Here is a 26270-nt window from a genome sequence, read left to right as displayed (position 1 = left end):
CCTTCTATTTTTCTCGAATGAAATTTCGTTTGACAAATCTTGCAATTTGCATACTTTGTATCTTAATCTTCTCCAAAATTGGCATCGAGAAGATGTTGACACTGGTGTCAAGGTCTTCTGTCGTAAGTTTTCCAGTTTTAAAATTAATATAATTTCGATAAGCATTTAAAATACATTGCTGTGTCAGCTTATCAAAACTACTTATAATTTGATGATTAGCTGCTACCTCGACTACATTCATATTCTGAAGTTTTTTTAATTGCTTGAACTTAGCAAAGACCGTAACCCCTTTCATTATTCGGGCTTCTTTTATGCTTCCTTCTTTGTCAATGGCCATCAAGATCAAGCTTCCAGAACGTATTCTTTTAGGATTCTTTCCAATCAAAACCTTCCCCTTTTTTCTTAAATCACCAAAATTCACTGAAAAGTTTTTAATCTGCAGAAACCCCAAAAATCCCTGGAGCAAAAATGCCATTACCAGAAAAAAGCCTATCCAAAACATAATTGACATTTAGATCCCCTCCGTTATCTGTGTTAATGCCCGCTGCTGGTCATAATCTAAAATATTATTATAAATATTTCGATTATTAGCCACTGCAAAAACCAGATCGTAAACTTGGGTTAAAACCTTGTTTAGCTGATGATTAAGTTTTTGCGGTATTCCAATAAGAAATACAATTCTAACTTTTCTATCTTGATATTTAACATCTGTATCAAAAACACCAATGTTTAATAATATGCGCTCATTGTCGGAGTTATCCACAACATGCGGGATTGCGATTCCATTTTCAAAAACATTAGATCCTTGTCGTTCTCTTTTTTCCCAAGACTTAAGGAAATCTGCACTTAAGCTTCCACTTTTAATCTTGGCTTGAATCACTTTTTTTTGTTGCTCGCAAGTAACCATCTTTACTATCCATTTTTTTATACGTGAATTCGCACTGTTTATTCACAATAGCTTTTTCGATAAATGAAACCTGCAGTTTATTTCTCAATTCGTTGGCTCTGAAGGCTGCACTAATTCTGACAACAGGAGTTGCTTGATCATGATACTTGATTGGCTTGTCTGAAAAAATAAGCAGATAGTGTGTATTCTGTTTGTTCAACTGCTCCGTATTCTTAAAAAAAGTTACTGCTATTTCATCTTCAAAAATATCCTGCAAGCGATGTCGAATAAAGCGAATGACACTTTCGCCAATTTGCCCAACAATCGCAACCTCTAATATCTGCGAAGGGCCAGACTTATTTTCTTCCAACTCCATTTCAAAGTAGATAGCTAAATAACTAATTTCAACTCTATCAATACTTACGTTAAAGTGCCTCTCCAGTACACGAACCGTCAGCAACGCTAAATCATTCGCTAGTGGGTATTGCTCTACAAGATTATCTGGCAGAATCGTTGGCACTTTAAAATGAAAAAGAGATCTATTTATTAAAAAAAGAAAATGATATTTTATCTGTTCATAGATATGCTTAAAATCAAGTGCTGCATCAAAAGTACTGCTTTCTTCTACAAGTTCAAAGATGTGATAGTTTTGTGCTAGCTGCTTTTCGACCCGCTCCTTAGAAAGAAGATTGTTTGCTTTAAAGGTTAACGGTGCTAAAAGGTAATCGCATTCAAACCTTGTTAATTTCGTGCCAATTATCAGCTCAAAAGTGCTGCTTAAAGCACTTATTGCCTTGCCATCGCGCCACAACCTCTGAAAAAAAGGGATTTTGTGTTTTATTCTATATCCGGCTTGAATTGCCAAGTAAAGAGATGTAATCTTTTTTTCAAATTGCAACTGTATCTGTGTCTCAATATGAAATTCTTTATACAGTGTTTTCAAGTTTGTGCGTCTTTCAATATTTGCTAACAATTGTGTCGGATAATAATCATAAACAAAGTTTTCAATGAGAAGTGGTACTCTATACTCTTCGGAAACTTTTAACTTTATTCCGTTGCTGGTCATTGAAAATATTTCTGCTTGATATTCACGCAACTTATTCCGTAAATCCTTAATATCTCTATTCAAAGTTGTCCGGCTAACCATCAATGCTTCAGCTAAATCATCAAGTGTAATATACTCATCTGCCTGCATCAGACGATCGATAATATACGCGTATCTCTTATTAGCGTCGTTGAAATCTAAATTTCTTTTTAACTGTCCCGTTTGCACTTTAGCCAATTGTTGATAGTCGTTGACCTGGATGTAATACCTTTGTCTTTTCTTATGGATCTGTGCAATCCCATTCAAATCATCATTCAGTTCCTGAATGTACTTCATCATAGTTCTTCTTGATACGTGCTCATTTGCAACCAGCTCATCAATCGTTATTGAATCGTTAACAATAAAGTACCTTAATAATCTAAATCCCTGACTATCCAATTGCACCATTCCTTTTACCCTCTTGATTTGCCTCCCGCTACGTTTGTTGTAACTCCAGTGATGTAACTTGCGCGTTCAGATAAGAAATAACTTACAAGGTCTGCGACTTCATATAGATGTCCGCTTCTACCCAACGGTGTCGTTGTCGTACTCTTATACCCCGCCCTGATGTCTTCCACCGTTTTATGTCGTGAATAAGCTAAAGCCTCTTCATAAACTCGAGTTCTCAACCCAGTTGCTTCCATGATTCCCGGAGCTACACCCACTACACGTATATTGTATTCACCAAGTTCTTTTGCCCATGAACGTGTCAGCGCATTTATTGCCCCTTTAGTTCCTGCATATATACTTTGCCCTTGCGAACCCTCTAAACCGGCTTCTGAAGACATGTTTACGATAACCCCGCTTTTTTGTTTAGCCATATACCGCCCGACAAATTGCGACATGAGATAAACGCTCTTTACGTTCACGGCGAACATTTTTTCAAAATCACCTTCACTTAATTCATAATTTCCCCCTGTTTTTTTCAGATCAACAAGAAGGCGCGGAAGATTGATACCTGCATTATTGACTAAACCATCTATTCGTTCAAATTTTTCAATTGTTTTTTCAACAACTTCTTTAACATCTACCTTCGAAGTCACATCAGTTTTTTTAAATATCAACTTAGGATTTTCGTAGTTCCCCGCCTTTAAATCTGCATTAACAACGTTTGCACCGTGCCCTATCAATTCTCTAACGATCGCATCTCCAATACCAGATGATCCACCTGTAACAATAATCACCTTATCAGCTAATTTTAACCAGTCTTCTGCCATATTCAATCACTCCTGACTTAATTTTTCTTACACTCAAAGCATAATGTAATCGCTTACTATTGTTAATATCATAAAATTCGTCATGCCTTGCAATTTGGTTTACTAATAAGACAATCTCTATATTAACTTTAGAAATTAGTTAAGTTAGCTAAGTTGTCAGAAATGCTTAAATCCGCGAATATTAACTGATTTTAATAAGTATCAGCTAAAAAGTAAAAACTTTCTGTTGCTTTTTATTTTAAAATAGCTATACTGTAATTATTCGTTAAAAAAGCTGTTATGCAGCTAAAAAATAGAGGGGGGTTAGATGATCATGCCGTACTTACATAATTTTGTATTTTCTTGTTTAACAGCCATAATTATTAGCCAAGTCATTATTAGCACGCGCGATGTGTCATCTAATGTCTCGGCTTTTTAACAAACCAGAAATTAGACCCATCGCGCGGAAGAAATTCTTGAGGCGGTGGGTCGTCAAAATAGTATTGTATAACACCCACCTGCATGAATCTGCACGGTGGGTCTTTTTTTCGATTTCATAAAAGGTCGTATGCCCTTGAGGAGGAATTTTTGTGAATTGGAAAAAAGTTTTATCTACGTCAGTTGTTTTTACAGCCTGCGGTTTAGCTCTTGGTGCCTGTGGTTCTAAGAAAACTAGTCAGGCCGCAACTAACCAAACACTACGCTGGTCAGAACCTTCAGAACTGCAAACGTTGGATGTTTCCAAAGTTGTCGATACTGTAAGTTCAGACATGATAGCTAATAGTACTGAAGGTCTGTATCGACTTGGAAAAGACAGCAAAGTCGAACCTGGTCTAGCCACCAAAACTCAAGTATCGGATAATGGCCTAAAATATACTTTTGACCTGCGAAAAAACAGTAAATGGTCAAATGGCGATCCCGTAACTGCAGCTGACTTTGTCTATTCTTGGCGCAGAACTGTCGCTCCTAAAACAGCTTCTGAGTATGCATATATCTTCGAAGGAATTAAAAATGCTGCTGATGTTACAGCTGGGAAAAAGCCTGTATCTGCATTAGGTGTGAAGGCTGTCGGTAAATACAAATTAGTCGTTGCTTTGGATAAAGAACTGCCATACTTCAAGCTTTTAATGGGCTTTACTCCATTCTTCCCGCAAAATCAAAAAGCTGTCGAAAAATTTGGCTCAAAATATGGTACCTCAGCTAAATATATGGTTTATAACGGTCCGTATAAAATGACTGAGTGGACTGGTTCTAACTTAAAATGGAAGTTAGTTAAGAACAAGAATTACTGGGATAAGAAAAACGTTAATTTAGCTGATATTTCTTTCCAAGTTGCTAAGAGTCCGACTACTTCATATAATCTCTATCAAGATGACAAACTGGACGAAACATATCTGAATGCTGAACAAGCCAAGCAGCTAAGTAATAATAAGGAATTTGTTTCATTAAAACAATCGCGTTCAAACTACTTAGAGTTCAATCAAACGAAGAAAGAATTCCAAAACAAAAAAATTCGTGAAGCGATCTCTTACGCCATTGATCGGCAGCAACTTGTCAACAAAGTCTTAGGAAACGGATCTCTCGTATCTAAAAGCGTAGTTTCAAAGGGACTGTCCAGCCACAAAGGTCAAGACTTTACTGCAGCTGCCGCAACAACAACTGGAGCCAATTATAATAAAGCAAAAGCACAAAAGTTATGGAAGGAAGGCTTAGAAGAACTAGGTGTCAAAAAGTTGAGTTTCTCACTCTTGGGCGATGATGACGATGCTAATAAAGACGTTGCCACTTACCTTCAAAGTCAATTAGAAACAAATTTGCCTGGTGCCGATGTTTCAGTTCTGAATCTTCCTAAAAAAACAAGAATCACTCGTTCAACCGATGGACAATTTGATGTAGTTGTTTCAGGTTGGGGCGCAGATTTTTCAGATCCAATCAGCTTCTTGGATTTATTTACTAAGAACAATCCTTACAATAACGGTAAATGGGAAAATCCAGAATACGACAAGTTACTCACAGCTTCTAAAACAACTGATGTCAACAAGTCAGATAAGCGCTGGAATGACTTAGTTACAGCATCAAAGCTATTGAACAAGGAACAAGGCGTGGCCCCACTTTATCAATTAGCACAAGCACAGATGTTAAAAAGCAAAGTTAAAGGTGTGATTTATAATACTGCTGGTGTAGCATTTAATTTTAAAGAAGCTTACATCGAAAAATAGAATGCGTACATTTATTTGGTAAGTACAGTCAACTTCTAAAATAGATTAACGCAAAAAAGAGAGTGTGCCATAAGTCGGGAAATTTGAGTAATAACTCGAAATTATGAACATAGCGAGTACTTTGCTATGAGTAATTCGAAGTTAGACGGAGAATTTTGACTTATGGAACACGTTCATACGGAATAAAATAGGAGCTGTGCCAAAATTCAACTTTTGGCACAGCTCCTTTTTATTTTAATCTTTATATCTCAACAAACAAAATAGTCAGCTTTTTTCTTATAACCACAAACCAATATAGACAAAGCCACCCTACAGTCATAACCTATCGGCTATTACGTTAACCTTAGAACTGATCGATCAACAATTGCCGGATTTCCTCAAGGTGTGGTTGTCTTGGATTAGCCGGTGTACACTGATCGTTGTAAATCAAATCAACTAGCTTATCAAGTGCACTGTCAAATTGCTGTTTAGTTACACCATTAGCCGACAATGTTGGTACGACTTCAACTGCCTTCATCAAAGTGGCAATCTTATCGCACAAAGCCTCGACTAATTCTGCATCGTTATTCCCTGACAAGCCTAAGTAGCGCGCAATATCAGCGTAATCCTTTTGTGCTCGGTAGACTTCATAGCGAGGGAATGGAGTGCGCTTTACTTTACCTGCAACACCATTAAAACGAATCACATGCTGCATTGCGATGGAAATAACCAAACCATGTGGCAATCCAAACTCTCCACCAGTTTTATGAGCAATTGAGTGATTAATTCCCAAGAATGCATTAGCAAAAGACATTCCGCCTAAAGTTGCAGCATAATGCATATTTTCACGTGCTGTTTCCCCAGCTAAATCTGGATGTTTAGGATCAAACTTATATGAATTTTCCAAATTTTCAAAAACCAGTTTGATTGCCTGTAAAGACCAAGGACGTGTGAAGTCAGACGCCATAACAGAAACATAAGATTCCAAAGCATGTGACAAAGTATCCAAACCAGACAAAGCTACCGTTCTTTTCGGAACCGTCATGACAAACTCAGGATCAACGATTGCTACCTGTGGTGTCAACTCGTAATCTGTCAGTGGGTATTTAACATGTGTCTTATCATCTGTAATAACTGCATACGGTGTTACTTCTGAACCAGTACCTGACGTAGTTGGAATTGCCACTAATTTTGTGTGTCTCTGATGATGGAACTTAACAATTCTCTTACGAATATCAATGAATTTTTGCTGCAAACGTGTGAATAGTTCGCTTACTGCCTCATAGCTGTCCAAGAACCCAGGTTCTTGATCAAGCGAATACTCATAGATAAAACGTGCAATCTTAGAAGCGTCTAAAGCAGACCCACCACCAATTGCTATAACTGTGTCTGGTTGGAAGTCGCGCATTTGTTTTGCAATTTCAATTGTCTGTCCCAATGTTGGATCAGGGCGAACAGTTCCATATATTGAAGTTTTAACTTCATTGTCGCGAACTTCAAGCTGCTCATAAACCTTATCAACAAATCCAAACTTAACCATTCCTGGATCAGCAACAACAAATGCTCGTGTAATGTTTTCAATATCTTGCAAATAAGAAATTGCATTCTTCTCATAATAGATATTTTCTGGCAAACGAACCCATTGTGGGCGATTACGACGTTTAGCTACTGTTTTAACATTCAAGAGATCTTTAGTTGATAAGTTATGTGACAATGAATTCTTCCCCCATGATCCTGTACCTAAAGTCAAACTTGCGCGCAATGCATCAGTGTAAATATCTCCGATTCCACCAACAGCATCAGGCTGATTAACCAAAATTCGTGCAGCTTTGGTCTTATCCCCGAATTCTGTTAGGAAAGGATCTGATTGCGAGCCGATTTGAATGGCAGCATTGTGACCAGCCCCTTGGTAGTCCAACAGATCCGCAACAATCTTGATCCCATCTTCACGATTCTTTGCCTTATAAACTGACAGCAACGGTGATAGTTTTTCGGAAGAAAGCTTTTCGCCAATATTCTTAGGGTCAAGTTCGAATAACATTACATCTTTATCCTCGGGTAGTTTAACTCCTGCTTGCGCAGCAATCCATCTAGCCGGTCTACCAGCAACTGGGCCATTAACCCCATGTCTGTCATTAAACACATAATCTGCTATTTTTTGATAATCTTTTTTAGGAACAACATACGCACCCTTTTCTTCCATCTTGGCTAACCATTGATCATATACTGGAGCCTCAACCACAACAGAGTTTTCAGTTGCACAAATCATCCCGTTGTCAAAACGTTTAGACAGAAGCAAATCCTCAACTGCACGATCAACATGTGCAGTATGGTCAACAAAGACTGCCCCATTACCAGCACCAACACCCATTGATGGATTACCTGACTTCAAAGCTGCATTGACCATTCCAGGACCACCAGTTGCCAAAATAGAAGCAATTTTAGGGTTTTGGATCAATGCCGTTGTATTATAAAGTGACGGTTTTTCAACCCATTGAATAATATCCTTTGGTGCGCCTGCTGCAACTGCAGCATCATACAGGATTTTAGCAGCATGAACTGAACATTTTTGTGCTTGCGGGTGAAACGCGAAAACAATTGCATTACGTGTTTTTAATGCTAGCAAAGATTTGAACATTGCTGTCGAGGTCGGATTAGTTGTCGGAACTATCCCGGCTAAAACTCCAAGTGGAGCGGCAATTTGTACTTCACCAGCAACTTTATCTTCATGAATCACACCAACTGTTTTATCATTCTTAATAGTGTTAAAAACATTTTCAGTTGCAAAACGATTCTTGGTATCCTTATCTTCAACAACTCCACGACCCGTTTCCTCGACCGCTTCATGTGCAAGTGTCAAAGCCGCCTCAGATCCTGCTAATGCGGCAGCAGCAACGATTTTATCAACTTGCTCCTGTGTAAATGTAGCATACGACTTTTCAGCTTTTAAGGCTTTGTTGACCAGACCATCCGTGTACTTTCGAGCCTCATTCATCAGAGCCTCTTTTTCCTCAGCGGATAATACCTTTTTTGCTTTTGGTTTCATTACTTTTACCATTTAATAATCCCCTCCTACACCTTATTAACTACAAATCATTTCAAGCAATTCACTATTGTGAACAACTTCACTTATTATATTAAAGCTTTTTGATAGCGATTTCAACTGTTTTGATTAATTTTTTCAAAATACTTTTTTAATTTTTATTCTACCTGTCACGGACATAATGCTCTGCAATAACCGCCCACATTTAAACTTCCGTTTTACTCATATCTTATCAGCATTTACTGTGTATGTGCTCAACCGATCAGCTACAGGATAGAAATGTGGTTTCTCCCAGCGAAGCATCTTTTTCGTCAATTTCAAGGTAGTGATCCCAAGCCGATTATACGGTTCGAAGTAATAGGTTAGCGATTCTAAACAAGCTGCTGCACGATATACAGAATAATTACGCTGATAGGCTTTACTTTTAGGAACACTTACACTATTAAGCAAATGCCAGGTACTGACAATTGCATTAGTTTCATCTTGCGGAGTATCAGTTCTTTCCTTATAGTATGCCGCTCTGATAAAGCGAGCACTAGGGGTGTAGGAACTTGATGGAACCTTTTTGCCTGCAAAATGGCCGGTACTAACTTTCGTCGTTCCAAGTGGAGAATATTGTTCTGAGAATTCTGACTTGAAATCCAAATAAGCCTCTAATCGTTCAAGCTGCTTTTTAAAATCAAAAACATTTGTTGCTACTCCCACTGGATTTTCTTCTAGTTTCAACGGTTGCTCGGTAGGCTCTAGCAGTATAGTTCGTCCTGTTGGGTCCATCGCAGCATAGTGCAGCTCTGGATCTCCATATGACTTTACTGCATTTTTGCCGCTCATCAGTTGAATCTCGGCAAGATGTCCTTCTATATCCGCAATAGATTTAAAACACCCCAATAGATACAATGGTAATTCAAACGGAGCTAACGAAGTCTTGGTGTTTGTTGGATTAACAATTAATTTGCTACCATTCTTGAAAGTTAATTTTTGAATACTGAGCCCATACTCATTAACACCGTCCAAAACATCAATTTGACTGCTGTTGTCATGGCCAACACCAATCATTGCATATTGACTAGTATGTTTTTTATTGTCGAAGGCAGAATGCCATTTATAATTGCGCGGAATAAATAACAGGCTGCTCTGTAGTTGTGACCAGTCCATTGTGCGCGCAAATACGTGAGTGCCATTAGAAGCGGTCTGAGAAATACTGGTACACATAGCAAAATCTCCTTTATATTTGCTGAAACATATAGCTTTTTACTCATCATAATTGAAAACGAGCAAAATTACTTCTCAATTGCACTATTTTTTCATAGCCTTCAGCTAATATAAAAAAATGCAAATCCTTTCGTAATGTGTTTAAATTAAATATAATATTAGGGTTAACTTAACGATTATTCAGACAGATACTATTATGGAAGAGAGTACGATATTATGATCACACTTGGACTAACCACATGGAGCGAACACCACGCATTGATCAATAATCAGGACAGACCTGTTAGATTAGATGAATATGCAGCTCATTTTCCAACTGTTGAACTTGATACTTTTTTCTATGGTATTCCACAATTAACGACCATTCAAAAATGGCAGCAGCAGGTCCCATCCGCTTTTCAATTCATTGTTAAGTCCAATCGAGCATTAACTGGTCATCCAGGTGAACAGCTGGATACAACACAGCTGAGAGAAAAGTTTCAGCAATTTTCAATAGCGGTTAAGCCATTGGTTGCAACAAAGCAGCTAAAAACAATCCTTTGCCAGTTTCCGCCCTTTTTTAACGCAACTCAAAAAAATGTCAATTATTTAAAATACTTTCGTGCACAGCTTTCTACTTTGCCATTGACCCTAGAATTTCGCAACAAAAGCTGGTACTCTCCCCAAGTGGTCGATTCATTAATTGCCTTTTGCCGTCAAGAACATTTTACACTTGCAGCAATTGATGAACCATCACAAACAGTGGCCTCTGTGCCTTTCTATCCGGTTGTGACTACACCTGAACTACTTTTATTGCGGCTTCATGGCCGCAATCAGCAAGGATGGCTCAACAGCGACAAAGACTGGCGTAAAAAACGTACTCTTTACAATTACAACACTGAGGAGTTAACTTTTTTTAAACAAAAAATCGAAGACTTGCAAAAAAGCGTTAAAGAAGTTTGCGTCATTTTTAATAATAATTCTGGTGGCGATGCCGCACCAAATGCATTGGAACTCAAAAAATTACTTGGTATTAATTTCAAAGGGCTCGGACCATTACCACCTGAACAGCTAGATTTGTTTTAGAGCCGCGCAATCTTTTGTAATAAAAGCTCACTAACTATACTCACCCTAAAAGTGTGGGTGTGTAACGATCGCTAAATTTTGAATATTACACAGGCGTAATAAAGCGGAGCTAAGCCAAAAAATGCCGCCAGAGTTAAAGTTTTCACTTTAGCTTTGGCGGCATTCCTTATTCTAACCTAGCTCCTCTATTTATTCGGGATAAACGTGTTCCATAAGTCAAAATTCTCCGTCTAATTTGAATAGCCCATAGTAAACCACTTACCATGCTCGCAATTTCGCGTTAGTACTCAAATTTACCTAATTATGTCGCACTCCCTGACCTAAACGGCTACTCTACAACTAGTAGCAGCCTTCATGTCATTCAATAAATTTTCAATCAATATTCAGTTAATTGCGTTTCTTTTTACAAAGATCTCATACTTTCTTTCACTTGCAGATTACTAAGATTCACTATTCTTTTTTAACTCTTCCTTCTCAAAATACTGTTGAAGACGCCTTAATTCACTGACCTGAGATTCGATTGACCCTAACATCTCAGTCTGAATCTTTTGAATTTGTAACAGATTAGGCTGATCTTGCTGAATCATATGATCGATTTTAGAGTGCAACACTCGAATCTCCTCTTCAGATTTTAAGTTTACATGATAATCGTTCCGCGACTCTAAGCGGTCATACTCTGACGAACGATTCTGACTCATCATTATCAGCGGAGCCTGAATCGCAGCTACCATGCTTAAAAAAAGGTTCAACAAAATAAAAGGATACGGATCAAAGTTGAACCCTAGCCAATGAAAAGTATTGATTAGAATCCAAAAGAACATTACTGCAATAAAAGAAATAATAAATGGCCAGCTACCCCCGAAGTGCGCAACAGCATCCGCAATTCTTTGACCAAATGTCAGTGAGTCTTCCAACTGCTCACGAACATCCACCATTTGATAAGCATCTTTCTCCATTACTCGTGTGAGTTTACGGTTAAGCTTATTATTTTGGCGATAGTCCTTTGCAATCATCTGATCCATTTTCAACAGCCGATAATGAACCAGATGCCCACTACAAATAAAGTCCTCATTTGTCGCCTTAGGAAAGTCCCGACGAATCAACGCCTTCAAAGGACCATCCAAGTCTCCTAAGAATACACCATCTACCAGATCATATTGTTTATGGTCTGCTACACAATTAAATGTACGATCAAATTTTTTCTTCATTAGAGATATAAGCACCTCGTTTGAATACTAAACTTCCCGTGCAATCAGTGTCCAATGGGCAGATGGGCTAAATGTCCATCTGTGCCTGACTAGACGCGGGACCATCATCACCGGCTGAAGAAGATATATGATTATCAGACATAGAACCCACCACCTTTCTTAGAGCGCCAAAAAGTTCCACTACATCCGCACTATATACTCTTAAAATTACAATGTCAATTATAGTAATTCGAAAAAGTGCTTTCATAGCTTTTGAATTAAACTAACTTTATTCTATCAAACATTTCTCTCCATTCAAAAGAGTAACAGGCTATAAAATTGTTAATAATAAGATCATATCTTATACTGAAAGTAGTTAGTTGGCCGTACGTAATAGAAGAATCGAGGAGGTTACTATGAAAAACAAGCTAGGATTCTGGGCTAAGTTATCTTTATTGATCACAATACTTCAATTTACTTTCGTTTTTTTGGAAAAACTGCATCATTATCATAAAAGACGTCTCTCAAAGAAGAATAGTTGACATTATCCCTGCAGTAACTGGTAAACTGGTTTTTCGCACCACTATTTTCTAACGTTAAACGAGCCAATACAAAGTCGGTAAGATTTTAATACTAACGCGAAATTAATAGCGAGTACTTTACTATAAATTAGTTCGAGTTAGATGGAGAATTTTAACTTTTGTAACACGTTTATATGGAATAAATAGAGGGCCTGGGTCAAATTTAACTTTTGACCCAGGCCCTCATTTTGTATATTAAAATATATTTTCACATTAATCTTTATTCAACACTAACCACGAGATTTAAGATCAGTAAGTGCCTGGTTTCCTCTTTTTTTCGACTTTTTTACTCAGTGTCATCTTATCGTTGTAGCCCCATACCCAAGTTAAGACAAAGGACACTATTAAAGCAACCGCACTTGAAAGAAGAAAAGCATAAAAGCTATTCAGATCCGCAGGATTTTTCGCATTGAAAAATGATGAAAAGCCAATCAACGACCCTGTAAAACCGAACATTGAGCCATGCATCAACCCCGTTACAAACCCTCCTGCTGCTGATCCAATCAAACCTGAAATAAAGACTTTCTTATATCGCAAATTGACACCATAAATTGCCGGCTCTGTAACACCACAAAACGCTGAGATTGCTGCAGCTATTCCAAGTTCTTTTATATTAGTTTTCTTTGATTTAATTGCTACTGCTAAAACAGCCGCTCCCTGAGAGACCATCGTTACAGATATAATTGCGTTCAAAGCACTTTCACCACTACCAGCAATTTGTTGTGCAACCAATGGAACAACACCCCAGTGTAGACCGAAAATAACAAGCACTTGATAAAAACCACCGATAATCAAACCGCCTGTCCAGCCAGAAACATGAACGAGCCAATTAATAAAATCAGCGATTCCGTTTGCTGCTCCTTGAATAATTGGCCCTGTGATTACTAATGTAATCGCAGAAACAATCAACACGGTAATCAATGGATTAAAAATCATCTGTAAGTAACTTGGAAGATGATCCTTGAGCCATGTTCCTAGTTTCTTAGCCATCCAAGCTGCCAAAATCATTGGAAAAATCGAATAAGTATAATTTAAAAATTGAAATTGAAAGCCACCAATTTCAAACATTTGCTTGAACGATTGGCCCCAAGTTACGATTTGAGGATAAGCTAACACGCCACCAATAGTTGCGGCAACAATTGGATCACTGCCTAAACGTTTGGCTGCAGCAAACCCTACTAGAATAGGTAAAAAGTAAAATGCTGAATCAGCCATCGCACTCACCGTCAGATAAACCGTACTTTTGGCGTTCAGTAGAGAACCTAGTTGCGGCAAGGTCAATAGTGCCAAAATTCCTTTAATAATACCAGAAGCAGCAATAACGCCAATCACTGGGCTCATCGCTCCAGTGATAAAACCAATAAGATTGCCGAAAGCACGGCTGAGAGGGTTTCTTCCATCATCTTCTGGAGGTGTCTGACTAGCAGCATCAAGATTATCCCCTAATTGCTTCATTACTGCGTCATAAACTTGCGTAACTTCATTACCGATAACAACTTGATACTGCCCTCCAGCATGCATTACATCAATTACTCCATCAGTTTCCTTTAAATTATCGTCATTAGCGATCTTTTCATCTTTAAGTGTAAATCGCAAACGTGTAATACAATGAATCAGACTATTAACATTCTCCTTACCACCAACATTAGCTACAATAGTAGTTGCCAGTTCGTCGAAATCTTTCTTCTTTGAGCGCTTTTTATTCTGCTTTGCATATGCAGTTGCAACCGTTGCCCCAGCCTGAGCCTGGCCTTCCACAAGATCCAATCCTTCTAATTTTTCTTTGGAATTGGTAACAACTACCATAACCGTTTTGGCTAAACCTTTGTCTGCTACGGTCTTCAGGTCCATTGTTGCTAAAGAATCTCCACTTTTTATCTTCTGACCGCTTTTCACAGACATGGTGAATCCTCTACCATTTAGACCGACTGTATCTATTCCCATGTGTACAAGAACTTCTAAGCCAGCAGCAGTGGTAATGCCAACTGCATGTTTAGTATCGGCTACCATTGAAATTGTTCCGCTGACAGGCGAAACGATTTTACCATTATCCGGTTCTAATCCGAAGCCCTCACCCATTGTACCTTCAGAAAAAACCGGATCGGATGTTTTATTAAGTGCCAACACTTTACCATCAGCCGGTGCCACAAGTTGCATTTTTTTACTTTGAGCCATCTGCTTTTCCTCCCCCTTTATTAACCGCTTTCTCAGCATCTACAAAAATCATACAACTTGTATAGTCAAGATGTCAACAATTTGAGAGAAAGCGTTTAACACTCTTTATTTAAAAAACAAATAATTACTTATATTGTTATCTTGCTTGTCTATACAAAATGTGATTAAATAAAAATTGTTAAAACTTAGAAAAGCGAGCTGACAGACTTTATGTCCATAGATAAGCGAAAAAATATTAAGAGTAAACAGGACAATATTGCACAAGATATTGCCCTCAAAATACAGCATGAACTGTACCAACCAGGAAACTTTCTACCAAGTGAATATCAGCTATGTGATCTTTATGGGAGTTCACGCGAAACGGTCCGTAAAGCGTTAAAACAGCTGACAGAGTTGGGCTTAATCCAGAAAATACGGGGCAAGGGGTCACTTGTATTAGACATTCAACGTTTCTCATTTCCAATTTCTGGCATCACAAGTTTCCAAGAACTAAATAAAACACTAAACATGAATGCTACAACTGATGTCTTGCGAAAAAAAAGAGATGTAATTCCCTCTGATCTTGCTAAGGGCCATGTAGATAGTGACCGAACTGCACTGCATATTGAGAGGCTGCGTAAGATAGAGAATCTGCCAGTTGTACTGGATGAAGATTATCTATTGGATCCTCCAATTGCCGAGGTTCCAGATGAGGCTGCCGCTGGCTCACTTTATGCATATTTCGAAAATGACCTGGGACTAAAGATCTCCTATGCAACAAAGGAGATCACTGTTGAACCTGTCTCCAAGCGTATTGCTTCTCTACTAGCCTTGGGGGACAGTAATTTAGCAGTAGTTGTCCGTAGTATGACCTATCTAGCTGATACGATGCCCTTTCAGCTGACCGCATCATATCACAGACCTGATCGTTTTAAGTTCGTCGATTTCGCCCGCCGCAGAAAAATATCATTTAAATAAATTTTTTTATATAGTGGTACAAATCGAGTTTCCAAGCTGAGAAAAGAAAATTTTGAGTATTGTTATGAATCTATAACTTAAATTAGAGGAGGCGGTCTTATGCCAAACTTAGGCAATAAAGTTATTTATCAAATCTATCCCAAATCATTCTATGATAGCAATAATGATGGTATAGGTGATCTACGCGGCATAATCGAAAAAATTGATTACATTTCAAAATTAAATGTTGATATGATCTGGTTTAATCCCTTTTTTGTGTCACCGCAAAATGACAACGGTTATGATATTGCCGATTATTATAATATTGATCCTAAATTTGGAACAATGTCCGATTTTGAAGAGTTGGTTGCTGCTTTAAAAAAAATAAACGTTGGTGTAATGCTTGATATGGTTCTCAATCACTGTTCTACTGAACATCAATGGTTTCAAAAAGCATTGGCAGGGGATAAAAAATATCAAAAATACTTTTATCTACGCCCAGCTAAAAAGAATGGTGCGCTGCCAACTAATTGGCAATCTAAATTCGGTGGTTCCGCCTGGGAAAAATTCGGAGAAACTGATCTTTACTACCTTCATCTGTACGACAAATCACAAGCTGATCTTGATTGGCATAACCCCAATGTTCGCAAAGAGGCAGCCGCTATCGTTAACTTTTGGCGTAGTAAAGGTGTCCAAGGCTTCCGCTTTGATGTAATCAATGTCACGGGAAAAAGTGAACAATTGATTGATTCTACTGATCCAATTCAAGAAAAGTCTCTCTATACTGACACTCCAGTCGTTCATAAATATTTAAAAGAACTCAATCATTCCAGTTTTGGGAAAGATCCTGAGGCAATCACCGTTGGAGAAATGTCTTCAACCAGCATCAAGAACTGCATCGAGTATTCTAACCCTGAGGAAAATGAATTATCCATGGTTTTCACCTTCCATCACCTTAAAGTTGATTATGACAATGGTCAAAAATGGTCCAAAGTACCCTTTGATTTCAAAAAACTGAAACAACTTTTCTTTGAGTGGCAGACCCAGATGGACCGTGGTGGCGGCTGGAACGCACTATTTTGGAACAACCACGATCAACCATGGGCACTCAATCGTTTTGGCGACCCTATACATTACCGCGTAAAATCTGCTGAGCTTCTGGCAACCGTGATTCACTTAATGCGTGGTACCCCTTACATCTATATGGGGGAAGAAATAGGAATGGTGAATCCTAAGTACCACTCAATTGACGATTATGTCGACGTTGAAAGTTTGAACGCCTACCATGAACTCTTGGCAAAAGGACACGATAGTGAAACAGCCTTGAACTTGATCAAAGCTAAATCACGTGATAATTCTCGAGTGCCAATGCATTGGAATAGTAGTTCTAATGCTGGCTTTTCACAACACAGACCGTGGTTGCGTCCTACGGGCCAAGATACGATTAATGTTGATGCTGAACTGGATCATGGTGAGATATTCAATTATTATCAAAAATTGATCCAGCTACGCAGAAATGAGAAATTAATTTCCATTGGTCATTTTAGAAGCTTATTGGAAGATGATTCTCAAGTACTTGCATATGAACGCTACCTTCATGAAAATAAACAGGACCAGCAAATGATCGTTTTAAATAATTTCTACGGTAATTCAACAAATATCGTCTTGCCAAAACGATTCCAGCACAAAAATGTAACAACATTACTTTCAAACTACAACATAATAATTACACGCCTCAGTGAAAGAATAACTCTGCGCCCATATGAAGCATTGGTTTTGAAGTTTTAATCATGCAAAATACTCACTTTTGATCTCTCCTCAATATGTAATTAAATTAAATAAAAACTGGGACTTTTCGGCTTTTTGCCGGTCAGTCCCAGTTTTTATTTTTTTCAGGCTTTATAGCTGTTATAAATTTTTCAAGCAATCTGCGCATACATTTTCAATCATTTTACTGTTCCATAATATTTTTCACAAATAAAAACATGCTTTTACTTGTTCTGGGGAAGTATTTTTTTATGCAAAAAGATTCTCTGAGCATTGAATTCCATTATGAAAATAGCCAACACTATCAACAAACCACCAATTATAAGATTACTTTCAAGCTTATCAAAGCCTAAGATCACAGAAAAAATACTTCCAAATAAAGATTCAGTCATCAAAATTAGCCCAGCTGAAGTTGAGTCAGTAAATTTCTGCCCAACAACTTGCAATGTTTGTGCTCCAAAAGACGCAAAAACACCTAGAATCAGCACTGGTGGTATTGCCGCGTTCCAATTTATTGTCGCATAATGCGATTGTTCAAAAAACAAAGACCACACCAGACTAGCCACTGCTTGAACACTTCCCAACATGAATGAAACAATAAACGGATCAGAATTGGCAACCGCATTACTGAAATGCACGATTTGCCAAGCAAAAAAGAATGCACTCGCTAAAGTCAAAGAATCTCCGAGTTCAAGGCTGAAGCCATTATTCACAACATTAGTTAAAAAAACAGTCCCTAAAAAACAAATAGCGATGGAAAAATAACTTTTGAGCAACGGTTTTCTTTTGTAAAATATCCACACGATAAAGGGAATCATTACAACATAGGTTGCCGTAAGAAAAGCACTATTACTGGGAGTTGTATATCTTAAACCAGTTGTCTGCAACTGATAGCCAGCAAAGTTGATCACACCAGCAATAGTTCCTACCTTAAGATCCGTTCGCGTCATCTTATTGATTTTTTTATGGAAGAAAAGGTATATTAGCATTGCAAAAATAAAACCTCTGATCGCATTTATCATCCCGGCTGGCATGCCACTTCTAATTGCTTGCTTGATAAAGATGTAACTTGCTCCCCAAATCATAGCCGTAAGCAAAAGTACAACATTTGCCTGCCACTTTTGTAATTTCATTCCAACACTCCTCGATTGTTTGATTCAAAGCTATTATGCCAGTTTATACTTAAACATATATGCAGTCAACACAGTTTAAAATGCTTAATTATTTATTTTTCAGTCAAGTACAGATGTTTCAAAATGACACAGTTTCAAGGCAAAAAAGCGTGTACCATAAAACGATAAAGTCTAAGTATTAACTTTAAATTACGCCCTTGGCAAGCCCTTTGGCATAAATAACTTAAAACATATGATTTTGAATTAGAACCACGTTTATCCAGCATAAAAAAAGAAGGATGAATCAAAAATTTTCTTTTGATCCAGCCTCTTCCTTTTTAAAACTTGTGTTATACAATTAGCGTGTTTCACGTTGCACTTTGCAGTTATACTCCATAAGAAATGTTATCTTGTTGCATTCACTATCATTATCAGCGTTCCTTTAAGCTATCGATTGCAGTTAAAACTACCATCGTCGATTGATAGTAATTGGCAGTATCCAGTTTTTGCATAAAAATAAATTTCTCTTGCTGCACTAGCTTGTAATAACTTGGATTGCGCAAAGATGCAAACAATAATGGGGCGGCAAAACTTGCAGATTGATAATCATTTAATTTTTGACCATCAAGTCTATAGCCACCTGTGATATACTTTTCTGTCATAAAAAAGTTCAGCATTTTATTCAATACTCGCTGGCTAATACTATCTTTGCTTTGTGCTAAATTATATGGAACACGACAAGCATTATAGTAATAGTAACCATCATATCTAGACGCAACATCCTTCGGACCAGCTGGGAGTACTTTTGTTCCCTCGATCCATGCAAAATCAGGCACTAGCCCAGTTTTATGCTGGGTGCTAAGATTTTGCAGTTTTTGCAGCATTGAGTCTTTTAGCAACAACCATGTTTCGTTTTGGGTGAAGTGATAAAACTCATCGAACTGTGCCGGTAAAACATCTGAAGTACGCAACAAATTACTGTACTCAGAGCTATTTGTTGCCCAATTTCCAACTGTCAAGCTCTTTGTTTTACTGTTGTAACTATACTTCAACAAATCATTCAATATCATTCTGGCTTGCCTATTATACCTTATTGCTTGTTGGGGCCATTTTTTCCCCGCTTCAATTAATGCATATGCAATGTACAGATCTCCGTCGGTTGCATTATTTTTGTATTTTTTTATTGTTCCCTGCTTTGAAATCGTCTGTTTCCACGACATTAATTCAGTTCCTGTATCTCTATTTTTAAGATAGTAATTGTACAGTTTATCAAAATCCTTTTGGGATGCATATCCTTGTTTAGCCGCCTTGACTGTCAATAAGAGTCCATAGCCCTGCCCTTCAGATAGGACAGTTGCTTTTTGAGCACTTTTTTGCGTTCGAATATAGGCTGCATTTTTGTCTGAAACAAAAAATGCAGTGCGCCACTGCTGATAGAGATTTTTTTCGACATTTTCTGTTTCATTGAGACGCACAAAGATCAAGACACTGATAAAGATTAGCAACAGAAAACTGAATGAAATATAATTTAAAATATTTTTTTTCACATTACTTCCTCTCAGTCATTAAATCGTTTTGTTTTTACCCAAACGTTGCCATCGCGGCGCAGGATCCTATCCATCATTACTGAACAGACAGCAGAAATCGAAACAACGATGAAAAGCTGCGAGTAGGTAAAGTATGACGCTAACCCTAGCCAGATCTGTTCCGAAGTTGCTTGGCCAAACTGCGTGACTAAAGCCATGCTGATTTGAAGCAGGTACAAAAGAATCATCAATGCCCAATTGAAGAACAAGATCTGCGCGATATAAATGTTGCTTGCTGAAAACATAAAAGGCAACTGCAAGTTAGGAACGAACAGTCCTAATGCTAAAACTATGACGTTCGAAAAGAAAATAATATCCGATAAAATAATCGCACAATTAAACCACAAAAATGTAGAGACATAATAAAAGGTCTCGAACTTCACCCTCCAATTGCTTCTATCAAAAAGATGCTTAAAATTAGCGATAACAACCTCATAGTTTCCCTTGGCCCATCTTTTGCGCTGCATATAATATGCTTTCAAATTTTCAGGTTCCTGCTGAAACGCCTCGGAATTGTACGCTAGAGCAATTAATTTCCCACTCTGCATTATTTTGAAAGAAATATCTGTATCTTCAGTTAATGCTCCGTTGCGCCATCCTCCAATGCTTTTTACAAACTCAGCGTTAATTATAAAATTGGTTCCTGGTATTCTTCCAATCTTAAACAAATGCCACAAACCTATGTGCTGAATCCGCTGAGTAACAACTATTTCCTGGTTGATACAGCGTGTCAAAAAGTTTTGCGTTGCATTGCGCGTTTTATTTCTTCCAAAAGCAGCGACGTGACGCTCAGGATCCTTTAAGGCTTCCGCGACTAAAAAATAAAGTGCATTTTTTTCTGGCATCGCATCAGCATCATAGACACCAATATATTGGCCATGCGCCATTTTTAAGGCATCATTCAAAACGCCGGCTTTGCCTCCTGAGCCCGTTCGTTTAATTATTTTAATGTTTCGCTTTTGATACTCAGGCAACTGCTTAATATACTTCATTACCCTATAAGTACCGTCACTGCAGTTATCTGCAAACAACAGCAACTCAACTCTTGCTTGTGGATAATTCATATCTAAGATAGCTTTAACAGTTTGTGCTATTACAACTTCCTCATTATGTGCCGGTACAACAACTGTAATTAAAGGATAATACGGCAGTGGTTTTACAACTGACTTAGCACGGCTGTTCTTTAACCAAAAATGGGTAGCTCCCGTCAAAATAATCAAAGACATTGCTAAAGAAAACCAAATCGAAATCAAAGTTACAATCATCAAAATTTGACTAATCATCTTTTTCTACCGCCTTAAAGTTTTTGTTTATTCTGTGATAAATAACCAAATGTAAGATAAAGAAACCTACCGTGCAGAAAGCGAAAAATGCACTGATAATCAATGCTAATACAAAGAAAACATCTGTTAAACTCACTTTAGCCACCTCGTTTCTACTGGTACTCAACGACAATTCTTGTCTCCAACTGTCGCTTCAAGTTATTAGTCAAATCCCTAAATGTGCCGAATTCATTCACATTCTTATGATTGATAGCTTGGTATGCGTATTTATATTGCAAATCATGCTTTATTCCTTGATCCTGATACTTTATTTCAGATAATTTTTCTTTTACTCGACGATCAACACTTTTTTTCAATTCATTTTCAAGTTTAGAAGAAAAAATCAAGAAGTTACCTGAATCTATATAACAGATCACTTCGTCAGGCAACCGCTGAATTTTTAAAATGTCAGCTATTTCCTTTAAGACCCGCTTGTACTCAGTATAGTTTTGTTGACGATATTGATTGCTATGTGCCCAATTTATACAAGTTGCTGCTACCGTAAGCTCTTTACTGTCCATATTTTTAATGAATGAGACATAGCGTTCGTAAAAACGCGCAGCATTCTCTTTGTTTTTTAGTTTAGTAACAGAATTAACGTGATTAGTATAGCTAATAATATTACTTTTATTTGAAAGAGCAGATTCTCTCACACCGCCCAAACTTTTGATAAGCGCACCTAGTCCACTAAAAAGAGGCAACGTAAAAATCAAAATACCTCTTTCAAAATGAGGCAAATAAACTATTCCTGCCATCATAGTAAATGTTCCAGCCATCACCACCAAAATAACAAACCATGTCAGCAATACATCTGACAGTACAAAAGCACTTATAAGCCCCAGAAGACTCAAGATCGAAACGGCCCAAAATACGTCAGCAAACATTTCTTGGGTCAAATATAACAATAAAATCAACATAACAGCCAGTAATACTACCGCATATTCATACTTAAAAAAGTTAAATAACTTACGCATTTCAATCTCCCTATGGTTGACCTGTTAAAACAAGACATTTTTATAGATTCTATATTGTTCTATTTTAATTGTAAACAGATTTGCCTAAAGAATATTATTTTAATCAAAAAATACATAAGTTTTTAAAAAAATATCTCTTTTGTCACCTAGGTTGGGGGTAGTTTAAAAGATACCAAGGTAAAAAAGTGCTGAATCAAAAGTTAAAGTTTTTCGATTATTGCTTGTTGTAGCAAATTAATAAAATCCGCTTGCTGGTTTATCAATTCCTTATCTTCATAATTGCTCAACGTGTATGCTATAGATGCTAAAGCCAGTTCTGCATACATTTTTGCTAAAAATTCCCTTGAAAATCTTTTGTTGATCGGATGACTTGTAAAATAAGCAAAGGATTCTCGAAAAAGTATCTTTCTGAAATTGCTCTCTAGGCTACTGTCAGTCCCAGTAACTCTCAAAATAGTAGATAAATTTTTATTTTGTAAAGCCATCCCCTGTGTGATACCACTGATTACTTCGAAAGTATTATGTTCATCTACTGATTTGAATCGTTCGTGGATCTCCTTTTGAAATTCGTTGGAATATTCTTGAATAATGGTATCTACCAAAGCGTACTTATCAACATAATGATCATAAAAAGTCGATTTGCTTATTAATGCTTTTTCACAAATTTCTTTTATCGTTATTCTTGAAAGCTCTTTTTCAGAGAGTATGTTGATAAATGTCATTTCTATCAACCTTTTAGTTTTTATTTTTCTTTTATCCAATACCATACCAATCACCTTACCTTCATTTGTAGGATATCACACTAATTTAAAATAATGGTTTGATATCCTATAATTTGGCAGAAGCTGTTTATTGTTTCTTCCTAAAATTTCATAGATACTAAATTTACAGAAATTAAAGGGAGGTATGTCAAAATGTTCAAACAATATGTTCAAAATGAACAATTTAATTTACAGATAAATCGCTTTATAAATGATGAATTTGAGGATAACCCCATCGTACAGCAAGATTTAAAAAAAATTATCCCACAATTGAAAGATACTGAATCATGGTATACAGCCTGGCTCCAAAAAGCACAGGAACGGGAACGTGCTGAACACTGGTCAATTGCTTCAGCCTATTATCAGGCAGCAGAATTTTATTTAAATTCAGACGATCCAAGAGATCAATTTGTGTATGACAAATACCGTGAAAATTTTTATAAAGGATACGATGATTTCAAATATGAATCATATAAGGTTCCATATGAAAACAGTTATCTGCCTGTAGTCAAGTTGGTGACTCCCGGAGCAACAAGAAGCCTCTTATACTTTGCTGGTTTCGATTCATATATGGAAGAAATGGTCAAAATGGCACATTTTATGAAGGGCCTCAATTACAATATCTATATTTTCGACGGACCTGGTCAAGGAACGGCACTTAAAAACGGTATAAAACTCACTCACAGTTGGGAAAAACCAATCAGTGCTATTCTAGATTATTTTGACATCAAACGTGCAAGTGCAATTGGAATGTCACTTGGTGGATATTTAGTCATGCGTGCAGCTGCGTTCGAAAAACGTCTGGATAAAGTCGTTGCTTTTGATATTTTCTACAGTTTCATGGATGGCTTGCGTGTCCGCTTGCCTTATGACAAAATGACCAAAATCGAGCAGTTGCTGGATACGGAACAAGAAGAAGTTATCAACGCTCAGTTTGCTGCAATGATGAATCAAAATCTTGATCTAAACTGGAAAATTAACAAAGGTTTGGAAAATACAGGAACTAAAACACCTTATGCGTTACTTAAAGAGTTTCAAAAGTATAATATGGGACCAATTCTTCCATTAATCAATCAAGATGTATTACTACTTGCGGGAGAAAATGATCAGTATGTGCCAAGCAGCCGTCTTCCAGAAATTGCCAATGGCCTAGTTAATGCTAGCTCGGTCAGATCAGTGATGTTTGATAAAGCTTCTGGTGGAGATCAGCATTGCCAGGCTGGCAGGCGTGAACTCGGTTTTGCTGAAATCAAAAAATTTCTGCAGTAGTTTGGCACTAGAGCCACATATAAAAATGAATTGCGTTCGATAAATAAAAAAACATCATTGCCAATGATGTCTATTGAATCAACCTACAATAAATCTAGCTTCTGGAGATCGATTCACATGACTGGTAATGATGTTTTTTTAGTTTCATTTATACTTGTTTTCCAAGCTTATCACTCTTGTAATCGGTTCATTCATCACATATTGTTATATATTAAGGCTTCTGCTTGATCAAAGAGTTGCTCTGGATCACTTTCATTCATAATTTTCCTTAAGCGCGTCCTCGTTTTTTCTTTAGGCCAAGCTCTAGCATTCTCCTGTTCACTTAGCTCACTAGAGTATGCTCCGTAAACCCCTAAGCCTTCTTCTTCAGTAACTTTAAATATCTTTTTTAACTCTTGTGGATGATCCTTATCCCCCCATAAAGCAAGAAAACCAGTTGCTTCTCTAAAATCCCACGCTGTTGCCCCAGTTTTTACTTCATTAAGTTTGCCACCGATAGCTCGAAGTTCAATTCCCATTGTAAAATCATATTTCAGCATATTTTCAATTTCATTTATTATTGTGCCAGTAAAGTTTTTAACTAATACATTTTTAACAAAAACTGGTTGTTGTCCCGTATGCGGTTCATGCGGTGCTTTTACCAGCTCCGCATATTTCATAGTAGACTGTTGTTGATCTTCTATATGGCCTAACATTAACATTTTTTTAAAGGACGCGGTCATTTTCGCACCTTCAGGTCCTGCCCAAACATTCGTAGCATCTACTACAAAATCACTATTTTTATCCGCTGTTATCATAAGCAAACTAGTTAGCCATCTAGAAGATGCGTTTGTATACTTCTGCCACTCTAGAACAAAGCTGCTTAGGTCTGTTACTGAATATTTAATTTTTTGGACCGTAACGGACGTACCGCCTTCTCCATTCGGTGCCGCCAGTCGATCCGCCTTAAAGAGGAACTCTGTCACAACTCCTACCTGTGAACTGCCCCCTCGAATAGCCCAAAACAGATTTGGCTTGTGCTTGTCATCAATCCAGTGGCACTCACCATTTGAAGTTACTAATTCGGCTCCAATTACATGGTCTATTGTAAGTCCTGTTTCTCTAACCAACAGTCCAATGCCTCCTGCAGTTGCTAGTCCACCGACTCCAGTGTCTCCAAAATCGCCACTGGAAATAACCATCTGATACTTATCTAACGCTTTTGCAACGTCTCCCCAGACGGCCCCAGCTTGTATTCTAACTAGCCTTTTCTCTTTATCAACTATAGTTATTTTGTTCATCCGAGAAACATCTAAAACTACTCCCCCATTATTGACAGATGCAGTGGTAATACCATGGCCTCCACTACGCACAGAAAAGGGGATTTGACTGCCGCGTACTTTGCGCGCCTCCGCAACAAATCTGATAGTTTCTGCTACCTGTGCTTTTGTTTCTGCCATAATTACCAAAGCAGGAGTACCGATCCGAAAGTAATTAGCTCGCACCGTGTCATACCCAGAATCATCTGGTGCAACTGCCACCTTTTTTAAGGTTGTAGGTAAGGCTGGCCACTGACGTTCATTTGACCCTTTTTTCATAAAAAGCCCCTTTCTAAGCTGCATTTTCTGAATCTATCAATAATGAATCTGCATCGTGTACGCAACATCGCGCTACATGTACACTTTCTGTATTCATATAAGACAAACCTACTGCATTTTCAAGCACATTGGCACTCCAATCGAACACAAATGATCCGTTTAGCCAGAATAATTAACTTTGAACCTACACTTGTCCTGCTATCCTCAACTTATCAACGTTAGTTTTCATAGCTGTATCAAATAGCAGACGTAATTTTTGATGTTTTGGCAGCCTTTTCATATAATTAAGTACTCAATAGTTTAACATCTGCTTTTCCTCTTGGATATCCGGCTGAAACT

The 26270-nt window shown here is 37.6% G+C and carries 21 protein-coding genes; 6 read left to right on the top strand and 15 right to left on the bottom strand.

Annotated features, from left to right (window positions below; translation table 11 throughout):
• Nucleotides 1-4: 4 nt before the first annotated feature.
• From JCM15457_RS06820 to JCM15457_RS06805, 4 genes are read right to left on the bottom strand one after another with little or no spacing between them, the layout of a single operon-like run.
• Nucleotides 5-511: a transcriptional regulator GutM gene (locus tag JCM15457_RS06820; RefSeq protein ID WP_034988656.1), complete on the bottom strand. Its 507-nt coding sequence runs from the start codon at nucleotides 509-511 to the stop codon at nucleotides 5-7.
• Entirely contained in the window at nucleotides 512-880 is a 369-nt protein-coding gene (locus tag JCM15457_RS06815) for a PTS sugar transporter subunit IIA (protein WP_161633666.1), read from the bottom strand.
• Nucleotides 861-2378, bottom strand: coding sequence for a BglG family transcription antiterminator (locus tag JCM15457_RS06810; protein ID WP_034988650.1), 1518 nt, complete (start codon nucleotides 2376-2378; stop codon nucleotides 861-863). The genes JCM15457_RS06815 and JCM15457_RS06810 overlap by 20 nt, the downstream gene beginning before the upstream one ends.
• A 5-nt stretch (nucleotides 2379-2383) precedes the next feature.
• Nucleotides 2384-3187: an SDR family oxidoreductase gene (locus JCM15457_RS06805; RefSeq protein ID WP_034988648.1), complete on the bottom strand. Its 804-nt coding sequence runs from the start codon at nucleotides 3185-3187 to the stop codon at nucleotides 2384-2386.
• A 569-nt stretch (nucleotides 3188-3756) separates the two neighbouring features.
• Between JCM15457_RS06805 and JCM15457_RS06800 the strand changes: the two genes are divergently transcribed.
• The gene (locus JCM15457_RS06800; RefSeq protein ID WP_034988645.1) at nucleotides 3757-5385 is read left to right on the top strand and encodes a peptide ABC transporter substrate-binding protein; all 1629 of its coding nucleotides are present in this window, start codon (nucleotides 3757-3759) and stop codon (nucleotides 5383-5385) included.
• Between the two features lie 343 nt (nucleotides 5386-5728).
• Here JCM15457_RS06800 and adhE read toward each other — a convergent pair whose 3' ends face one another.
• On the bottom strand, nucleotides 5729-8410 hold the full coding sequence (gene adhE / locus JCM15457_RS06795) for a bifunctional acetaldehyde-CoA/alcohol dehydrogenase (RefSeq protein ID WP_152537293.1): 2682 nt from the start codon (nucleotides 8408-8410) through the stop codon (nucleotides 5729-5731).
• Between the two features lie 219 nt (nucleotides 8411-8629).
• On the bottom strand, nucleotides 8630-9619 hold the full coding sequence (locus JCM15457_RS06790) for a linear amide C-N hydrolase (protein WP_034988639.1): 990 nt from the start codon (nucleotides 9617-9619) through the stop codon (nucleotides 8630-8632).
• Nucleotides 9620-9835: 216 nt separating this feature from the next.
• Here JCM15457_RS06790 and JCM15457_RS06785 point away from each other — a divergent pair, with 216 nt between their 5' ends.
• Nucleotides 9836-10684 carry a DUF72 domain-containing protein gene (locus JCM15457_RS06785; protein ID WP_034988637.1) on the top strand — a complete coding sequence of 283 codons (849 nt, stop codon included), beginning with the start codon at nucleotides 9836-9838 and terminating at the stop codon, nucleotides 10682-10684.
• Nucleotides 10685-11124: 440 nt separating this feature from the next.
• Here JCM15457_RS06785 and JCM15457_RS06780 read toward each other — a convergent pair whose 3' ends face one another.
• Entirely contained in the window at nucleotides 11125-11892 is a 768-nt protein-coding gene (locus tag JCM15457_RS06780) for a DUF1003 domain-containing protein (protein ID WP_034988634.1), read from the bottom strand.
• A gap of 395 nt (nucleotides 11893-12287) precedes the next feature.
• Here JCM15457_RS06780 and JCM15457_RS12530 point away from each other — a divergent pair, with 395 nt between their 5' ends.
• Complete coding sequence (locus tag JCM15457_RS12530) at nucleotides 12288-12413, top strand: hypothetical protein (RefSeq protein ID WP_268870125.1); 126 nt, start codon at nucleotides 12288-12290, stop codon at nucleotides 12411-12413.
• Nucleotides 12414-12701: 288 nt separating this feature from the next.
• Here JCM15457_RS12530 and JCM15457_RS06775 read toward each other — a convergent pair whose 3' ends face one another.
• On the bottom strand, nucleotides 12702-14627 hold the full coding sequence (locus JCM15457_RS06775; RefSeq protein ID WP_034988633.1) for a PTS sugar transporter subunit IIABC: 1926 nt from the start codon (nucleotides 14625-14627) through the stop codon (nucleotides 12702-12704).
• A 210-nt stretch (nucleotides 14628-14837) separates the two neighbouring features.
• Here JCM15457_RS06775 and treR point away from each other — a divergent pair, with 210 nt between their 5' ends.
• The gene (gene treR, locus JCM15457_RS06770; RefSeq protein WP_034988632.1) at nucleotides 14838-15584 is read left to right on the top strand and encodes a trehalose operon repressor; all 747 of its coding nucleotides are present in this window, start codon (nucleotides 14838-14840) and stop codon (nucleotides 15582-15584) included.
• A gap of 99 nt (nucleotides 15585-15683) precedes the next feature.
• On the top strand, nucleotides 15684-17351 hold the full coding sequence (gene treC, locus JCM15457_RS06765; protein WP_034988630.1) for an alpha,alpha-phosphotrehalase: 1668 nt from the start codon (nucleotides 15684-15686) through the stop codon (nucleotides 17349-17351).
• A 203-nt stretch (nucleotides 17352-17554) separates the two neighbouring features.
• Here treC and JCM15457_RS06760 read toward each other — a convergent pair whose 3' ends face one another.
• The 6 genes from JCM15457_RS06760 to JCM15457_RS06740 all read right to left on the bottom strand — a co-directional run bounded on the left by JCM15457_RS06760 (nucleotide 17555) and on the right by JCM15457_RS06740 (nucleotide 23085).
• On the bottom strand, nucleotides 17555-18463 hold the full coding sequence (locus JCM15457_RS06760; protein ID WP_034988627.1) for a DMT family transporter: 909 nt from the start codon (nucleotides 18461-18463) through the stop codon (nucleotides 17555-17557).
• A 410-nt stretch (nucleotides 18464-18873) separates the two neighbouring features.
• Nucleotides 18874-19989 (bottom strand): family 8 glycosyl hydrolase, encoded by a 1116-nt coding sequence (locus JCM15457_RS06755; RefSeq protein ID WP_034988624.1) that lies wholly within the window; start codon nucleotides 19987-19989, stop codon nucleotides 18874-18876.
• Nucleotides 19990-20000: 11 nt separating this feature from the next.
• Nucleotides 20001-21311, bottom strand: coding sequence for a glycosyltransferase family 2 protein (locus tag JCM15457_RS06750; protein ID WP_034988622.1), 1311 nt, complete (start codon nucleotides 21309-21311; stop codon nucleotides 20001-20003).
• The gene (locus JCM15457_RS12220; RefSeq protein WP_169790605.1) at nucleotides 21304-21447 is read right to left on the bottom strand and encodes a hypothetical protein; all 144 of its coding nucleotides are present in this window, start codon (nucleotides 21445-21447) and stop codon (nucleotides 21304-21306) included. Before JCM15457_RS12220 ends, JCM15457_RS06750 begins: the two co-directional genes overlap by 8 nt.
• A gap of 16 nt (nucleotides 21448-21463) precedes the next feature.
• Nucleotides 21464-22324: a hypothetical protein gene (locus tag JCM15457_RS06745; protein ID WP_034988619.1), complete on the bottom strand. Its 861-nt coding sequence runs from the start codon at nucleotides 22322-22324 to the stop codon at nucleotides 21464-21466.
• A 200-nt stretch (nucleotides 22325-22524) separates the two neighbouring features.
• On the bottom strand, nucleotides 22525-23085 hold the full coding sequence (locus JCM15457_RS06740; protein ID WP_161633665.1) for a TetR/AcrR family transcriptional regulator: 561 nt from the start codon (nucleotides 23083-23085) through the stop codon (nucleotides 22525-22527).
• Between the two features lie 153 nt (nucleotides 23086-23238).
• On the opposite strand from JCM15457_RS06740, the gene JCM15457_RS06735 reads away from it, so the two are divergent.
• On the top strand, nucleotides 23239-24354 hold the full coding sequence (locus JCM15457_RS06735; protein WP_034988616.1) for an alpha/beta fold hydrolase: 1116 nt from the start codon (nucleotides 23239-23241) through the stop codon (nucleotides 24352-24354).
• A gap of 194 nt (nucleotides 24355-24548) precedes the next feature.
• Here the strand turns inward: JCM15457_RS06735 and JCM15457_RS06730 are convergent, their stop codons facing one another.
• Nucleotides 24549-25931 (bottom strand): FAD-binding oxidoreductase, encoded by a 1383-nt coding sequence (locus tag JCM15457_RS06730; protein WP_034988613.1) that lies wholly within the window; start codon nucleotides 25929-25931, stop codon nucleotides 24549-24551.
• Nucleotides 25932-26270 lie beyond the last annotated feature (339 nt).

Origin of the sequence: Liquorilactobacillus sucicola DSM 21376 = JCM 15457, from assembly GCF_000612445.1 — a bacterium.
GTDB classification, from domain to species: Bacteria; Bacillota; Bacilli; order Lactobacillales; family Lactobacillaceae; genus Liquorilactobacillus; species Liquorilactobacillus sucicola.
This window is presented reverse-complemented; position numbering and strand designations above follow the sequence as displayed.

Coding starts and splice junctions, on each gene's coding strand:
- JCM15457_RS06820 (WP_034988656.1), bottom strand. CDS start 511: ATGTCAATTATGTTTTGGATAGGCTTTTTTCTGGTAATGGCATTTTTG.
- JCM15457_RS06810 (WP_034988650.1), bottom strand. CDS start 2,378: ATGGTGCAATTGGATAGTCAGGGATTTAGATTATTAAGGTACTTTATT.
- JCM15457_RS06805 (WP_034988648.1), bottom strand. CDS start 3,187: ATGGCAGAAGACTGGTTAAAATTAGCTGATAAGGTGATTATTGTTACA.
- adhE (WP_152537293.1), bottom strand. CDS start 8,410: ATGAAACCAAAAGCAAAAAAGGTATTATCCGCTGAGGAAAAAGAGGCT.
- JCM15457_RS06790 (WP_034988639.1), bottom strand. CDS start 9,619: ATGTGTACCAGTATTTCTCAGACCGCTTCTAATGGCACTCACGTATTT.
- JCM15457_RS06785 (WP_034988637.1), top strand. CDS start 9,836: ATGATCACACTTGGACTAACCACATGGAGCGAACACCACGCATTGATC.
- JCM15457_RS06780 (WP_034988634.1), bottom strand. CDS start 11,892: ATGAAGAAAAAATTTGATCGTACATTTAATTGTGTAGCAGACCATAAA.
- JCM15457_RS12530 (WP_268870125.1), top strand. CDS start 12,288: ATGAAAAACAAGCTAGGATTCTGGGCTAAGTTATCTTTATTGATCACA.
- JCM15457_RS06775 (WP_034988633.1), bottom strand. CDS start 14,627: ATGGCTCAAAGTAAAAAAATGCAACTTGTGGCACCGGCTGATGGTAAA.
- treR (WP_034988632.1), top strand. CDS start 14,838: ATGTCCATAGATAAGCGAAAAAATATTAAGAGTAAACAGGACAATATT.
- treC (WP_034988630.1), top strand. CDS start 15,684: ATGCCAAACTTAGGCAATAAAGTTATTTATCAAATCTATCCCAAATCA.
- JCM15457_RS06760 (WP_034988627.1), bottom strand. CDS start 18,463: ATGAAATTACAAAAGTGGCAGGCAAATGTTGTACTTTTGCTTACGGCT.
- JCM15457_RS06750 (WP_034988622.1), bottom strand. CDS start 21,311: ATGATTAGTCAAATTTTGATGATTGTAACTTTGATTTCGATTTGGTTT.
- JCM15457_RS06745 (WP_034988619.1), bottom strand. CDS start 22,324: ATGCGTAAGTTATTTAACTTTTTTAAGTATGAATATGCGGTAGTATTA.
- JCM15457_RS06735 (WP_034988616.1), top strand. CDS start 23,239: ATGTTCAAACAATATGTTCAAAATGAACAATTTAATTTACAGATAAAT.
- JCM15457_RS06730 (WP_034988613.1), bottom strand. CDS start 25,931: ATGAAAAAAGGGTCAAATGAACGTCAGTGGCCAGCCTTACCTACAACC.